Origin of the sequence: Streptomyces sp. NPDC088261 (assembly GCF_044740805.1) — a bacterium.
Lineage (GTDB): Bacteria > Actinomycetota > Actinomycetes > Streptomycetales > Streptomycetaceae > Streptomyces.
The window spans coordinates 39,757-54,202 of the sequence record NZ_JBIURL010000018.1 but is presented as its reverse complement, the minus strand read 5'-3'; the positions used below and the strand labels follow the sequence as shown (position 1 = coordinate 54,202).

Here is a 14,446-nt window from a genome sequence, read left to right as displayed (position 1 = left end):
ACAACCAAGCCCGTCCGGCGTTTGAGGACAAGTAGTAAGCCGCGCCCGCGCCCCGGGCAGACGCACAACCAAGCCCGTCCGGCGATTGAGGACAAACAGACAGCGCAACGCCACACCGGCTACCCTGCCAACATTCGTACCGGTCGGTATGTCCGCTGACGGAGGATCCCCCATGGCACCCCAACACGCCCCCCGCATCTGCCCCCTCTGCGAAGCCACCTGCGGCCTCACCCTCACCATCGACGGCACCCGCGTCACCCACGCCAGGGGCGACCGCGACGACGTCTTCAGCCGCGGGTTCATCTGTCCCAAAGGCGCTTCCTTCGGCGAGCTGGACGCCGATCCCGACCGGCTCACCGCCCCGCTCGTCCGTGGTGAGGACGGAACGCTGCGGGAGGCCGGCTGGGAGGAGGCGTTCGACCTGGTCGCCGCCCGGCTGCGGCCGATGATCGAGGCGTACGGCCCGGACTGCGTCGGGGCCGTCCTCGGCAACCCCAACGTCCACACCATGGCCGGCCAGCTCTACCCGCCCCTGCTGCTCGCCGCGCTCGGCACGCGCAACGTCTTCACGGCCAGCACGCTCGACCAGATGCCCAAGCACGTCTCCAGCGGACTGCTCTTCGGCGACCCGTTCGCCATCCCCGTACCCGACCTGGACCACACCGGCCATCTGCTGCTCCTCGGCGCCAACCCCCTGGAATCCAACGGCAGTCTGTGCACCGCCCCCGACTTCCCCGGCAAGCTCAAGGCGCTGCGGGCACGCGGCGGCACCCTGACCGTCGTGGACCCGCGCCGTACCCGCACCGCGCGGCTCGCGGACCGGCACCTCGCCATCAGGCCCGGTACGGACGCCCTGTTGCTCGCCGCCGTCGCGCACGTCCTCTTCGAGGAGAAGCTCACCGACCTCGGCCGGCTCACGGACCTGGTCGACGGAGTGGCCGAAGTCCGGGAGGCGACGGCCGGGTTCACGCCGGAGGCCGTCGCGTCCGCCTGCGACCTGGACGCCGGGGAGATCCGTACGATCGCCCGTGAACTGGCCGCCGCACCCACCGCCGCCGTGTACGGGCGCGTCGGCAGCTGCACCGTCGAGCACGGCACCCTCACCAGCTGGCTCGTCGACGTGCTGAACATCCTCACCGGCAACCTCGACCGGCCCGGCGGCGCGCTCTTCCCGCTCTCCGCCACCGACCGGCCGCCCCGGAAACCCGGCCCGGGCAAGGGATTCGCCCTCGGCCGCTGGACCAGCCGGGTGGGCGGTCACCCCGAGGCCAAGAGCGAACTGCCGCTGGCGGCGCTCGCCGAGGAGATGGAGACGCCGGGGGAGGGGCAGATCCGCGCGGTGGTCGCCGTCGCCGCCAACCCCGTGCTGTCCGCACCGGACGGGGACCGGCTCGACCGGGCCCTGGCCGGACTGGAGTTCATGGTCAGCGTCGACCCGTACCTCAACGAGACCTCGCGCCACGCGGACGTGATCTTGCCCCCGCCGCCGCCCTCCAGGAGCGCCCACTTCGACTTCGCGTTCAACGGCTTCGCCGTACGCAACCAGGTCCGCTACTCCCCGGCGGCCATTCCCCTGGAGGAGGGCCGCCCCGACGAGAGCGAGATCCTCGCCCGGCTGGTCCTCGCGGCGGCCGGAACACCCGGCGCCTCCCCGGAGGTCGTCGACGAAGGAGTGATCGACCGTACGCTCGCCACAGCGGTCGCCGACCCGCGCTCCCCGGTCCACGGCCGCGACCCGCGTGAACTGTCCGCGCACCTCACCGGCTTGACCGGCCCCGAACGCCGGCTGGACCTGATGCTGCGCCTTGGCCCGTACGGTGCCGGCTTCGCGCCGAACGCGGAAGACGCGCCCGACGAGAGCGCGGACGGGGAAAGCGCCGCTTCCCTCCCAGCCCAAGGCCTCACCCTGGCGCGCTTGTTGGCCCATCCCCACGGCATCGACCTCGGGCCCCTGCGCCCCCGCCTCCCCGCGCTGCTCAAGACCCGCAGCGGCCGGATCGAACTGTTCCCCGCCCCTCTCGCCGCCGATCTCCCCAGGCTCCGGGCCGCGTTGGCCGCCCGGCCCGCCGCCCTCGTCCTGGTCGGCCGCCGCCATCTGCGTTCCAACAACAGCTGGATGCACAACGTGCCCGCCCTGACGGGCGGTTCGAACCGCTGCACGCTCCAGATCCACCCGGCCGACGCGGCCCGGCTCGGCATCGAGGACGGCGTGCGGGTCCGGATCACCGCCGACGGCGGAGCCGTGGAGGCCCCGGCGGAGATCACCGACGCCGTACGGACCGGTGTGGTGAGCCTGCCGCACGGCTGGGGCCACGACCGCCCCGGCACCCGTACGACGGTGGCGAGCGCCCGCCCCGGAGTCAACGTCAACCAACTCCTCGACGGCTCCCGCCTCGACCCGCTCTCCGGCACGGCGGTCCTCAACGGCTTCCCGGTCACCCTGACCCCCCTGACCGGTGACCGGGCCCCCGCTCGGACCGCCCACCTCTGACGCCCGCGGAGGGTACGGGGGCCGGACGTGGTGCGCCACGTCCGGCCCGCGCGGAACCCGGACCCGCCCGCGCCGCCTCTCCGGCCCCCCGCCCGGTCCGGTGCGTTTCGGCTACGTCTCACGGCCGGATACCGTCCACCGCATCCGCCGTATTGCATCCGTGTTGCGCCCGGCCCTCCGTCCCGGCCGAGCCGCCTCGTACCACAAGATCCGCAGGTCCGGGGCCACTTGAGGGGCCCCACGCCCCGCCGGCCGCACCGGGCGCGACCTTCGCGCGAGTCATTCCCTGACCGCGCGTAGTCGGCTAGTTTCAGGCGTCGCAGCCGCTCCACCTCCTCTTCCGGGCGGAACCATCATGAGTCGCGCCATTTCTCTGCACAGGGTCAGCAAGGTGTACGGACGGGGCACCCGCGCCGTCGACCGGTTCTCGCTCGACATCGCGCCCGGCGAGTTCGTCGTGCTCCTCGGGCCCTCCGGCTGCGGCAAGTCCACCGTGCTCCGCATGATCGCCGGCCTGGAGGACATCAGCGAGGGCGACCTGCTGCTCGACGGCGAGCGCGCCAACCTCGTACCGCCCCGCGAACGCGGCATGGCCATGGTGTTCCAGAATTTCGCGCTCTACCCGAGGATGACCAACCGCGACAACATCGGCTTCCCGCTGCGCCTGGAGAACCCCCGAGAGGACAGCTCCGCGCGCGTCGAGGCGACCGCCAGGATGCTCGGCATCGAGAGCATCCTGGACCGCTACCCGAGCCAGCTCTCCGGCGGCGAGCGCCAGCGCGTCGCGATGGGCCGGGCCATCTCCCGGCGGCCCTCGGCGTTCCTGATGGACGAGCCGCTGTCCAACCTCGACGCCAAGCTCCGCAACCATCTGCGCGCCGAGATCGCCCGGCTGACCGCCGACCTCGGTGTCACCACCGTGTACGTGACCCACGACCAGGCCGAGGCGATGTCCCTGGGCGACCGCGTCGCCGTGATGCGCGGCGGGGTCCTCCAACAGGTCAGCGCACCGCGCGAGGTGTACGCCCTGCCCGAGAACGTGTTCGTCGCCGCCTTCATCGGCACCCCGCGGATCAACCTGCTCCAGGGCGTGGTCTACGCCCCGTTGGACGGGCGCATGTCGATCGACCTCGGCCGCCAGCGACTCCCGTTGCCCGAACCGCTCAGCCGGGACCACCAGTTGCTCCGCATCCAGCAGGGCCGGCAGGTCATCGTCGGACTGCGCTCCGAGGCGGTCCGTATCGCCCCGCCCAGCCAGGCCCGCCCCGGGGAGGTGGCGCTGAGCGGCATCGTCGAGCACATGGAGTACCAGGGGCACGAGGCGCTGGTGCACCTCAACACCGGCTCCCGGGCGGCGGTGGTCACCGATCTGGAATCGCCGAGGCCCCGGACGGGCCCGCGCCGCCGCAGAACCGGCGGTCCGGGTGTGCTGGAACGCCTGCGGGAGCGCACGGCGGGACGGCGGGGCGGCGGCCGCGGCACCGGCGGGGAGAACGGGAACGGGCAGGGGTACGGCAGCGGGCAGGGGTACGGCAGCGGCAACGGGCACCCGGCCGGCCACGGTGACGCGCACGCCACCCCCCACGAGCACGGCAGAACCGGCGCCCCGGCCGGCGGCGGCCACGTCAGCGGGCCCGTCGTGGTGCTAGACGACCTGAGCGGCGACACGCCCTCCTCCCCGCAGGAGCGGCCCGCCCTCGCGGCCAGCGACCTCGTGGTGCGAACCGGCCCCGACCTGCGCCTGCGCACCGGCGCCCAGGTCCCCCTCCTGGTCGACCTGGCCCACCTCTACGTCTTCGACCACCAGGGCCGCCGGATCTGCCCGGCACCCCGGGACCTGCCGGGCCTCGACGGCTGAGCGCGGCCGGAAGCCGGGAGCCGGGAGCGGGGAGCGGGAGCCCGGAGCGGAGGCCGGGAGCCGTACGACTGTGGGCAGCGACACCCTGGCGCCGTAAAACTAACGCCGCTAGTTTGGACGGGACGCCGACGCGCACGCGTACCGAGGCGCCGACTCGGCAGGCCCGGAGGGAATCACCATGAAGGCACACGACGGCATGTACATCGGCGGTCAGTGGCGGCCCGCCGCGGGGACGGACACGATCGCCGTCGTGAACCCCACGGACGAACAGGTCATCGCCACGGTCCCGGCCGGCACGGCCGAGGACGTCGACGCGGCCGTCCGCGCCGCGCGGGCCGCCCTGCCCGCCTGGGCCGCCACCCCGCCCGCCGAACGCGCGGCCGGGATCGCCGCGCTGGCGGCGGCCATGACGGCCCGCCGGGACGACATCGCCGCGACCGTCACCGCCGAGCTGGGCTCGACCGTCACCTTCGCCCGGCGCGTCCAGGCGGGACTGCCGATACGGGTCATGGAGTCGTACGCCGAACTCGCCGCCACCTACGCCTTCGAGACGACGGTCGGCAACTCGACCGTGTTCCAGGAGCCGGTGGGGGTCGTCGGCGCGATCACCCCCTGGAACTACCCGCTGCACCAGATCGTCGCCAAGGTCGCCCCCGCGCTCGCCGCGGGCTGCACGATCGTGGTCAAGCCCGCCGAGGACACCCCGCTCACCGCCCAGCTCTTCGCCGACCTGGTTGACGAAGCGGGCCTGCCCGCGGGGGTGTTCAACCTGGTGACCGGCCTGGGCCCGGTCGCGGGCCAGGCGCTCGCCGAGCACCCGGACGTCGACCTCGTCTCCTTCACCGGCTCGACGGCGGTCGGCCGCCGCATCGGCGCGGTGGCGGGCGCCGCCGTGAAGCGGGTCGCTCTGGAGCTGGGCGGCAAGTCCGCCAACGTCGTCCTGCCCAGCGCCGACCTCGCCAAGGCCGTCACCACCGGCGTCGCGAACGTCATGTCCAACTCCGGCCAGACGTGCAGCGCCTGGACCCGGATCCTGGTCCACACCGACCGGTACGACGAGGCGGTGGAGCTGGCGAGGACCGCCGCGGCCACCCATGTCGCGGGCGACCCGCGCGACGAGGCGAGCCGCCTCGGCCCCCTCGTCAACGCCACCCAACAGGCGCGGGTACGCGGGTACATCGAGGCGGGCATCGCGGCCGGCGCCCGGGTCGTCGCGGGCGGCCCCCAATCCCCCCACGACACGGGCTACTTCGTCGCGCCGACCGTCTTCGCCGACGTCACGCCGGACATGTCCATAGCCCAGGAGGAGATCTTCGGCCCGGTCGTCTCCCTGCTGCGGTACGAGGACGAGGAGGACGCCCTCCGTATCGCCAACGGCACCGTCTACGGCCTCGCGGGCGCGGTCTGGGCCGGCGACGACGCCGAGGCGACCGCCTTCGCGCGCCGCATGGACACCGGCCAGGTCCACATCAACGGCGGCCGTTTCAACCCCCTCGCGCCCTTCGGCGGCTACAAGCAGTCGGGCGTGGGCCGCGAGTTCGGGGTGCACGGCCTCACCGAGTACCTCCAGACCAAGTCCCTCCAGTTCTGAGCCGGGAGACCGCCCTCGTGGTACGCGCCGCTGTCCTGTCCGCCGTCGGAGCCCCGCTGGAGATCACCGGGATCGAGCTGCCCGAGCCCGGTCCCGGCCGGGTACGGATCCGGCTCGCCGCCGCCGGGGTCTGCCACTCCGACCTGTCCCTGTCCGACGGCACCATGCGGATACCGCTGCCCGCCGTCCTCGGCCACGAGGGCGCGGGCACCGTGATCTCCGTGGGCGAGGGCGTCACCCATGTCGCCCCGGGTGACGGGGTGGTCCTCAACTGGGCACCCGCGTGCGGGCTTTGCCACGCCTGCGTGATCGGCGAGGTCTGGCTCTGCTCCGACGCGCTCGCGGGCGCGGGCGGGCTGCACGCCCGTACGGCCGACGGTCGCGACCTCCACCCGGGCCTGAACGTGGGCGCGTTCGCCGAGGAGACCGTCGTCGCCGCGAACTGCGTCCTGCCGCTCCCGGACGGCATCCCGCTCACCGACGCGGCCCTGCTCGGCTGCGCGGTCCTCACCGGATACGGCGCCGTCCACCACTCCGCGCGGGTCCGCGCGGGCGAGTCGGTGGCCGTCTTCGGCGTCGGCGGGGTCGGCCTGGCGGCCCTCCAGGCGGCGCGCATCGCGGGGGCCTCGACGATCGTGGCCGTCGATGTCTCCCCGGAGAAGGAGGAGTTGGCGCGGGCCGCCGGTGCGACGGAGTACGTGGTTGCCTCGGCCACCACCGCGAAGGACATCCGCCGCCTGACGGGCGGCCGGGGCGCGGATGTGGCCGTCGAGTGCGTCGGACGCGCCGTCACGATCCGTACGGCCTGGGACTCCACCCGGCGCGGCGGCCGCACGACGGTGGTCGGCATCGGCGGCAAGGACCAGCAAGTCGCCTTCCACGCGCTGGAGTTGTTCCACTGGGGCCGCACGCTCTCCGGCTGCGTATACGGCAACAGCGACCCGTCGAAGGACCTCCCGATCCTGGCGGACCACATCCGCGCGGGCCGCTTCGACCTGAGCGCCCTGGTCACACAACGCATCACCCTGGACGAGGTCCCAGCAACCCTGGCCGCGCTGCCGACGAACCGCGGCGGCCGGGCTTTGGTGGTGTTCTAGAACGCGCCCGCGAGACTGCGGCGTGCGCCGTGCCCCCCGCCCGCAGGCGGGGGGCACGGCGGAGTCTCGCCGCCGCCGACGTAGGTACGTGGCCGGTCCGGCGGCGAGCGCGCGTGCGGGAGGACGCGCCCCCCAGGGCGTGTCGGCGAGGCGGTGCCCGCCCGTGGCGCCCGGGCCGCGCGCTCGCCGCGTTGTCGGACGGGGCGAGTCCGGCCCGTACGCCCTCGGTCCTCCGCCTTGCGGTCGCGGGCGCCAAGTGCCCCGCACCGCGCGCCGGGGATCGCCTCACTTCGCCGGTGCGCCCTCGCCCGGTCGGACCGGCGGCGGAGTCGGAGCCACGTCCCCGCCCGGGCGCTCCCGGCGGCCGGAGCGGGAGAGGGCTACGCCTGCCAGGCAGAGGGCGCCGCCCGCCAGGGTCAGGAGGGCCGGGACCTCGTCCAGGGTCAGCCAGGCCATCAGGACGACCAGCGCGGGCACGGCGTACGTCGTCGCGCCCATGCGGCCCGCCGTCGTGCGCGCCAGCGCGTACGCCCAGGTCGTGAAGGCCAGGGCCGTCGGGAAGACGCCCAGGTAGAGCATGTTGAGCGTCGCCGACAGCGGCGCGTCGCCGGCCTCCCCGATCAGCTGCCCCGCGAACGGCAGGCAGGCCACCGCGCCGATCAGGCAGCCGAACGTCGTCGCCTGGAGCGCGCTCGCGTGCGCCAGCACCGGCTTCTGGGCCACCACCCCGCTCGCGTACGCCATCGCCGCCAGCACGCACAGCGCCACTCCGAGCACCGACGCGTGCCCCTCGCCCGACATCGACAGCCCCACCGCCACCGCGCCCGCGAACGACACCGCCATCCCGGCCAGCAGGCGCGGCGGGAGGGACTCGCCGAGCAGCTTCCCGCCGAGCAGGGCGATGAGGATCGGGCCGATGTTCACCACCATCGCCGCCGTGCCCGCGTCGACCTCCTGCTCACCCCAGTTGAGCACCACCATGTAGACGCCGAACCACAGCACCCCCGACACGGCGATCCCGCGCCAGGCGGCCCGGGGCGGCAGCCCCTCGCGGCGTACCGCGCACACCACCCCGAGCACCAGCGCCCCCGCGAGCAGCCGCCCGAGCGCCAGCGCCCCCGGCGAGTAGGCGGAACCGGCGCTGCGGATCGACACGAAGGCCGACGCCCAGAGCACCACAGTCACCCCCGCGGCGGCGAGCGGCAACCACCGCGCGGGCGCGGAAGGGGTGGGGGAAGGGGAAGAGGCAGCGGAAAGGGAAGAGGCAGGGGCGGGCGGAGACGCCGGTATCGCCACCGGGTCGGTCCGAGCGGGGTTCGTCATGCCCGAGAACGTACGCCCTGGGGCGTGTCCGTGACGTGGCGCCTGGCCCGCGGCGTCTGGCACGCCCCAGCACCCCGCCCCCTTCACCGCAATATCGCCTCGTACTGCACCGACAGCCCGTCGATCAGCGCCCGTACCCCCGTCTCGAACGCCCCCTCGTCCACCTGCTCCTGCCGCTCCGCGAGCAGATGCGCCTGCCCCAGGTGCGGATAGTCCGCCGGGTCGTACGCCGTCGCGTCGTCCACGAACCCCCGGGCGAACGAGCCCAGCGCCGAGCCCGTGATGAAGTACCGCATCAGCGCGCCGATGTACGTGGCCTGCGCCGCCGGCCAGCCCGCCCGGACCATCGCCCCGAACACCGCGTCCGCCACCCGCAGTCCGGCCGGCCGCCGCCCGGGACCGCGCGCGAGCACCGGCACGATGTGCGGGTGGTCGGTGAGGGCGGCCCGGTAGGAGACGGCCCAGTCGTGCAGCGCCGTACGCCAGTCGCGGCCGTCGCTCTCGTCGAACATCGACAGGTCGACCTGCGCGCTGACCGCGTCCGCGACCGCTTCAAGGATCTCGTCCTTGGTACGGAAGTGGTTGTAGAGGGACGGACCGCTCACCCCCAGCTCCGCCGCGAGCCGCCGCGTGGAGACCGCCTCCAGCCCCTCCGCGTCCACGAGCGCGCTCGCCGCCCCGACGATGAGTTCTCGGCTTAGGAGGGGCTTGCGCGGTCTGGCCATGGCACTCATAGTAGGCGTGGCGACAGGAAACTAGCAGTGCTAATTAAGGCTGGTCGGCCGATCGGCGACCAGCTGACCAAGGGGGTGTCCTTCGGTGAACCTTGAGCTGAGCGAGGAGCAGGAGGCGGCGCGCACGCTCGCCGAGGACTTCGTCGACCGGGAGATCACCCCCTTCGTCGTCGACTGGGACCGCGACGAGAGCGTCGACCGGGCGATCGTCGGCAAGCTCGGCACGCTGGGCTTCCTGGGGCTCACGATCCCCGAGGAGTACGGCGGCTCGGGCGGCGACCACGTCACGTACTGCCTGGTCACCGAGGAACTGGGCCGCGGCGACTCGTCGGTGCGCGGCATCGTCTCCGTCTCGCTGGGGCTGGTCGCCAAGACCGTCGCCGCCTGGGGCGACGAGGAGCAGAAGCGGGCGTGGCTGCCCCGGCTCACCTCGGGCCAGGCCCTCGGCTGCTTCGGGCTGACCGAGCCCGGCACCGGCTCCGACGCGGGAAACCTCACCACGAAGGCCGTACGGGACGGCGGCGGCGACGGCGCCGACTGGATCATCAGCGGCTCCAAGATGTTCATCACCAACGGCACCTGGGCCGACGTGGTCCTCCTCTTCGCGCGCACCAACACCACCCCCGGCCACCGGGGGATCTCCGCCTTCCTCGTCCCGGCCGACAGCCCCGGCCTGACCCGCCGCACCCTCCACGGCAAGCTCGGGCTGCGTGGCCAGCCCACGGCCGAACTGGTCCTGGAGGACGTACGGGTCCCGGCCGGCGCGCTGCTCGGCCCCGAGGGCAAGGGCTTCTCCGTCGCGATGTCCGCGCTCGCCAAGGGCCGCATGTCGGTCGCCGCCGGCTGCGTCGGCATCGCGCGGGCGGCGCTGGACGCGGCCGTCGGATACGCGGGGGAGCGCGAGCAGTTCGGCAAACCCATCGCCCACCACCAGCTGGTGCAGGAGCTGATCAGCGACATCGCGGTCGACGTGGACGCGGCGCGGCTTCTCACCTGGCGGGTCGCCGATCTCATCGACCGGGGCCGGGAGTTCGCGACGGCCGCCTCCCAGGCGAAGCTCTTCGCGTCCGAGGCCGCCGTACGGTCCGCCAACAACGCCCTCCAGGTCTTCGGCGGTTACGGCTACATCGACGAGTACCCGGTCGGCAAACTCCTGCGCGACGCACGGGTGATGACCCTCTACGAGGGCACCAGCCAGATCCAGAAACTGATCATCGGCCGCGCGCTGACGGGCGTTTCGGCGTTCTGAGCCGCAGCCGCAGCCGCAGCCGCAGTCGGTGCCGGGGCGGAAGCCGCAGCCGCGCACGTACGGGCCGAGCCGCCCTGAGTACCGCCTGAGTACGGCAGCGGATGCGGCCGCCGCCCCGGCACGCGGATGCTGTCCCCATGACCGACACACCCGTCAAGCAGCAGAACACCGGCGCCTACTACGGACAGGCCGTCCTCTCCTTCGGCCTCGCGCTCGCCGCCATCACCATCGGCATCTACCGCCTCGACGCCAACGCGTGGGTACGGGGCTTCCTCGCCATCGCGGTCCTCTACCTCACCACCTCCGCCTTCACCCTCGCCAAGGTGATCAGGGACCGCCAGGAGGCCGGCCAGATCGTCAGCCGCGTCGACCAGGCCAGGCTGGAGAAGATCCTCGCGGACCACGACCCCTTCCAGAAGCTCTGAGCTCTAAGCGCTTGCTCACCCTCCCGGGTAGGGTGACCCTTCTGCCGACTCGAAGGGATGAGCGATGCGTACGGTGGAGCACGCGGGCGACGGTGAGGACACGCCCTGGGCCGACGTCGCCCCGGAGGCGGCCAGGAGGCTGATGGTCGCCGCCGTCGAGGCGTTCGCCGAGCGTGGGTACCACGCCACCACCACCCGCGACATCGCGAGCCGCGCCGGGATGAGCCCCGCCGCGCTCTACATCCACTTCAAGACCAAGGAAGAGCTGCTCCACCGGATCAGCAGGATCGGACACGACCGGGCGCTCGCCCTGCTCACCGACGCGGCCGACGGCGGCGGTACGGCGACCCGGCGGCTCGACGAGGTCGTCCGCCGCTTCGTCCGCTGGCACGCCGAGCGGCACACGACCGCGCGGGTCGTGCAGTACGAGCTGGACGCGCTCGCCCCCGAGCACCGCGCGGAGATCGTGGAGCTGCGGCGGCGCAGCGACGCCGTGGTGCGGCGCATCCTGACCGACGGGGTACGGGACGGGGAGTTCGACGTCCCCGACGTGCCGGGCACCACCCTCGCCGTCCTGTCCCTCTGCATCGACGTGGCCCGCTGGTTCAACGTGGCGGGCCGCCGTACGGCCGACGAGGTCGGCGCGCTCTACGCGGACCTCGTCCTGCGGATGGTCACGGCCCGGAAGCAGTGAGCGCCGGGTTCCGGTCCACCCACGCCAGGAGGAGGCGGCGGCGGGGCCGGTGCCGCCCTGGGACGGCACCGGCCCCGCCTCCGGATCAGGGCACCAGGCGGCTGACCAACTGGCCGCGCACGCGGGCCGGCAGGTCAGGGGCGAAGCGCTTCAGGTAGTGGTCGAGGTGCGTGTCGTCGGTGATCAGGAACGGCAGGTCGAAGAGGAGGAGCTTCCGTACCGCCAGCAGCGGCACGGGCGCCCGGAGCGGGCGGAAGTCGGTGTTCCAGAGCCCCGGTTCGTCGCACACCGGGTGGAACTGGCCGATCATCAGGCCGTCGGCCACGAACTCGTCCTTGGCCTTGCGCTGGAGTTCGTCCAGCTCGGCCGAGTCGGAGCGGTCGAATTGCGGTAACACCAGCAGCAGGGTGAGCAGTTCGCGGCCGTCGTCGTCCAGGTCCGCCGAGATCCGCTCGTGCCACGCGCGTAGAGAGCCCACAGCGGCGGACAGGTCTTCCTCCTGGTCGTCGGCCGGCACCGCCAGATGGAACAGGCCCTTGCGCAGGGACGGCTGGGTGTACGGGCACACCGGGCCGCCCCGGCCCAGCTCGGGATGGCCGGAGACCAGGAAGTCCCCGCTCCAGTCGAGGACTTCGCGCAGGTGCGGCAGGTGCCTGGCCGGCACCTCGCCCCGCGCCACCTCGGCCGCGGACCACACGTGGATGCGCTCGTCGCCGTCCACCGGGGGGCTCGTCACCTCGTCGCCGCCCACCGGCGGCAGCGTCACCTCGCCGCCGCTCACCGGGGGTCCCGCCACATCGGCCGCAGGGACGGGCCGCCGTCCGGGAGGACGATGTCCTCGCCCAGCCGGCGGAAGCCCACCGCCCGGCACGAGGCCTCGCCGCCCGGTGAACTCGTCTCCGCGTACGTGCCGTACCCGCCCCGGTCGGCGCGTACGAGCAGCTCCGCCAGCAGCGCGGAGAGCAGCCCGCGCCGCCGGTGCGAGCCGCGTACGGCGGCGAACGACGCGTAGTAGTGGTCGACCTCCGCCGGGTGGCGTTCGGCCTGGAGGCGGACGATGGTCCCCAGCGCCGTCGCGTGGTCACCCAGGACCGCGCCGAACCGCGCGGCGAGTTCGTCCTCCCGCCGGTCCACCTCCTGGGAGGCGCCCGGAGGCAGGAACAGGACGACGGCGTTGCCGCAGGGCGAGACGGACACCCCGTCGTAGTCGTGCGAGATCTCGATGAAGACCTTGAAGAAGCCGGGCAGCAGTTCGGCCCGGTGCGCGTCGTCCGCGATGATCCAGCGGGTCAGCGGATCGTCGTGGAAGGCCTCGGCCATCAGTGCGGCCAGAGCGTCCGTATCGGACCTGGCGGGACGGCGCAGGACACCGCGCGGCGGACGTTCGATCGTGGACAACGGATTCCCTCCGGAAGGCGTTGCGGGGGCCGGGACTACCGCTCGCGGCCGCTGACCGCGAGCTGCTCCACCCGGGCGTGCAGGTGGTCGAGGTAGTGCTCGGCCTCCGGCTTGATCAGGACACTGCGCATCACCCGTGCCGTTTCGGCGTCGCGGACGATCCGCGGATGCCGGCGGACGAACGCCTCGGCGTCCGTACGCAGCACGCTCAGGAAGACCGGCTCCTCGGGAGCGGTCATGCCGTCTCGCAGGAGACGGGCGGACGCTGCGTCCACGGCGGACAGCGTGGCCGGCCGGGTCGCGGGGAAGTAGGTGACGATGTCGAGGTCGGGCCGCTGGTAGAGCTCCAGGGCCGGCGAGTCCTCGATCAGGTCCGCCCACCGCAGGGCCGCGCGGCGGTCGGCGGCGAGGATCGCCCCGAATCCGTCCGGGGTCAGCGGGAGCAGCTGGAGCGTCAGCCACAGGCCGGCCGCCGCCGCGCCGGCCCGCGAGCACTCCAGGCTGATCTCGCCCAGGTGCAGTTCGGCCTCGGTGAAATAGGTGTACGACGAGTCGTGCGCGAAGTGCCGTCCGGCCCCCGGGTCGGCGAAGAGGACCGCGCCGCATCCGTAGGGCTGGAGGCCGTGCTTGTGCGGGTCGACCACCACGGAGTCGCACGCGGAGATCGCCTGCCAGGGCCGGGGGTCGATGCCACCGGGCCGGGGGCCGGCCCCGCCGGGCGCGCTGCCGGTCCCGTCGGGCCGCGGATCCGTCCCGCCGGCCGCGTCCGACCGGCCGAGCAGGGCGTAGAAACCGCCGTACGCCGCGTCCACGTGCACCCGCGCTCCGTACCGCCGGGCCAGCGGGAGGACTTCGTGGACGGGGTCGACCGTACCCAGACCGGTGGTGCCCGTCGTCACGACGACGGTGCCCACCCGGCCCGTACGCAACAACGCCTCCAGCGCGTCCAGATCGATCCGGCCGTGCGCGTCGACCCCGACCTGATGCCCTTCCACGCCCAGCACGCGGCACATCCGCTCATGCGTGTAGTGGCACTCCGAGCTGTACGCGATCCCCCGGTCCGGGTGCAGGAGGCGGGCCACGTAGAGCGCTTCGAGGTTCGCGATCGTGCCGCTCGTCGTGAGGTGCCCCACGTGCGCGGGCAGTCCGAACATCCCCGCCAGCGCGGCGACGCACTCGCGCTCCATCTCCGTGGTGGCGGGGCCGCCCTCGGCCGCGTGGTTGTTGGGGTTGAAGAGCATCGCCGTGAGGTAGCCGACCACGGCCGCCGGGTGCGGCGGCTTCACCATCTGGCCCGCGTAACGGGGGTGGAAGAAGGGGTAGTTGTCGTCCATCCGCTTGGCGAAGCGCCCGAACGCCTCACCGAAGGCGGCGTCGTCCACCTGGTGGGCGGCGTGCGGCTCGAACGGTCCGAACTGCTCGCCGAACCGCTCGGCCACCTCCACCGCGCGCGGCAACCAGTAGCGCAGATCCACGGTCAGCTCTCCCCCGCATACGACTCGGACGTACGACGCGCCGCACGGCCGCGCCGCAGGCACGAGTACGTATACGGGGGCACCCGCAAGCACCGCGCAATGTGGCGGCGC

At 73.3% G+C, this 14,446-nt stretch carries 12 protein-coding genes; 7 read left to right on the top strand and 5 right to left on the bottom strand.

Going from position 1 to position 14,446, the window contains the following annotated elements; all coding sequences use genetic code 11:
• Window positions 1-172 precede the first annotated feature (172 nt).
• The 4 genes from ACIODU_RS28195 to ACIODU_RS28180 all read left to right on the top strand — a co-directional run bounded on the left by ACIODU_RS28195 (window position 173) and on the right by ACIODU_RS28180 (window position 7,037).
• Window positions 173-2,491 carry a molybdopterin oxidoreductase family protein gene (locus ACIODU_RS28195; RefSeq protein WP_401770940.1) on the top strand — a complete coding sequence of 773 codons (2,319 nt, stop codon included), beginning with the start codon at window positions 173-175 and terminating at the stop codon, window positions 2,489-2,491.
• Window positions 2,492-2,846: 355 nt separating this feature from the next.
• On the top strand, window positions 2,847-4,349 hold the full coding sequence (locus ACIODU_RS28190) for an ABC transporter ATP-binding protein (RefSeq protein WP_401770938.1): 1,503 nt from the start codon (window positions 2,847-2,849) through the stop codon (window positions 4,347-4,349).
• A 178-nt stretch (window positions 4,350-4,527) separates the two neighbouring features.
• Window positions 4,528-5,940, top strand: a complete 1,413-nt coding sequence (locus ACIODU_RS28185; RefSeq protein ID WP_401770936.1) for an aldehyde dehydrogenase family protein — start codon at window positions 4,528-4,530, stop codon at window positions 5,938-5,940.
• A gap of 17 nt (window positions 5,941-5,957) precedes the next feature.
• Window positions 5,958-7,037, top strand: coding sequence for a Zn-dependent alcohol dehydrogenase (locus tag ACIODU_RS28180; RefSeq protein ID WP_401770934.1), 1,080 nt, complete (start codon window positions 5,958-5,960; stop codon window positions 7,035-7,037).
• 285 nt (window positions 7,038-7,322) lie between these two features.
• Here the strand turns inward: ACIODU_RS28180 and ACIODU_RS28175 are convergent, their stop codons facing one another.
• The gene (locus ACIODU_RS28175; RefSeq protein WP_401771070.1) at window positions 7,323-8,243 is read right to left on the bottom strand and encodes a DMT family transporter; all 921 of its coding nucleotides are present in this window, start codon (window positions 8,241-8,243) and stop codon (window positions 7,323-7,325) included.
• A 200-nt stretch (window positions 8,244-8,443) separates the two neighbouring features.
• The gene (locus ACIODU_RS28170; protein WP_401770932.1) at window positions 8,444-9,085 is read right to left on the bottom strand and encodes a TetR/AcrR family transcriptional regulator; all 642 of its coding nucleotides are present in this window, start codon (window positions 9,083-9,085) and stop codon (window positions 8,444-8,446) included.
• Window positions 9,086-9,179: 94 nt separating this feature from the next.
• Between ACIODU_RS28170 and ACIODU_RS28165 the strand changes: the two genes are divergently transcribed.
• From ACIODU_RS28165 to ACIODU_RS28155, 3 genes are all read left to right on the top strand, one after another.
• A complete protein-coding gene (locus ACIODU_RS28165; protein ID WP_401770929.1) occupies window positions 9,180-10,343 on the top strand; it encodes an acyl-CoA dehydrogenase family protein in 1,164 nt (387 codons plus the stop codon).
• Between the two features lie 137 nt (window positions 10,344-10,480).
• Window positions 10,481-10,768, top strand: coding sequence for a YiaA/YiaB family inner membrane protein (locus ACIODU_RS28160; RefSeq protein WP_401770926.1), 288 nt, complete (start codon window positions 10,481-10,483; stop codon window positions 10,766-10,768).
• A 64-nt stretch (window positions 10,769-10,832) separates the two neighbouring features.
• A complete protein-coding gene (locus ACIODU_RS28155) occupies window positions 10,833-11,462 on the top strand; it encodes a TetR/AcrR family transcriptional regulator (protein ID WP_401770923.1) in 630 nt (209 codons plus the stop codon).
• An 85-nt stretch (window positions 11,463-11,547) separates the two neighbouring features.
• Here ACIODU_RS28155 and ACIODU_RS28150 read toward each other — a convergent pair whose 3' ends face one another.
• From ACIODU_RS28150 to ACIODU_RS28140, 3 genes are read right to left on the bottom strand one after another with little or no spacing between them, the layout of a single operon-like run.
• Complete coding sequence (locus ACIODU_RS28150; RefSeq protein WP_401770920.1) at window positions 11,548-12,243, bottom strand: DUF6875 domain-containing protein; 696 nt, start codon at window positions 12,241-12,243, stop codon at window positions 11,548-11,550.
• Window positions 12,240-12,860, bottom strand: coding sequence for a hypothetical protein (locus ACIODU_RS28145; protein ID WP_401770918.1), 621 nt, complete (start codon window positions 12,858-12,860; stop codon window positions 12,240-12,242). The genes ACIODU_RS28150 and ACIODU_RS28145 overlap by 4 nt, the downstream gene beginning before the upstream one ends.
• 35 nt (window positions 12,861-12,895) lie before the next feature.
• Window positions 12,896-14,335: an aminotransferase class V-fold PLP-dependent enzyme gene (locus tag ACIODU_RS28140; protein WP_356432716.1), complete on the bottom strand. Its 1,440-nt coding sequence runs from the start codon at window positions 14,333-14,335 to the stop codon at window positions 12,896-12,898.
• Window positions 14,336-14,446 lie beyond the last annotated feature (111 nt).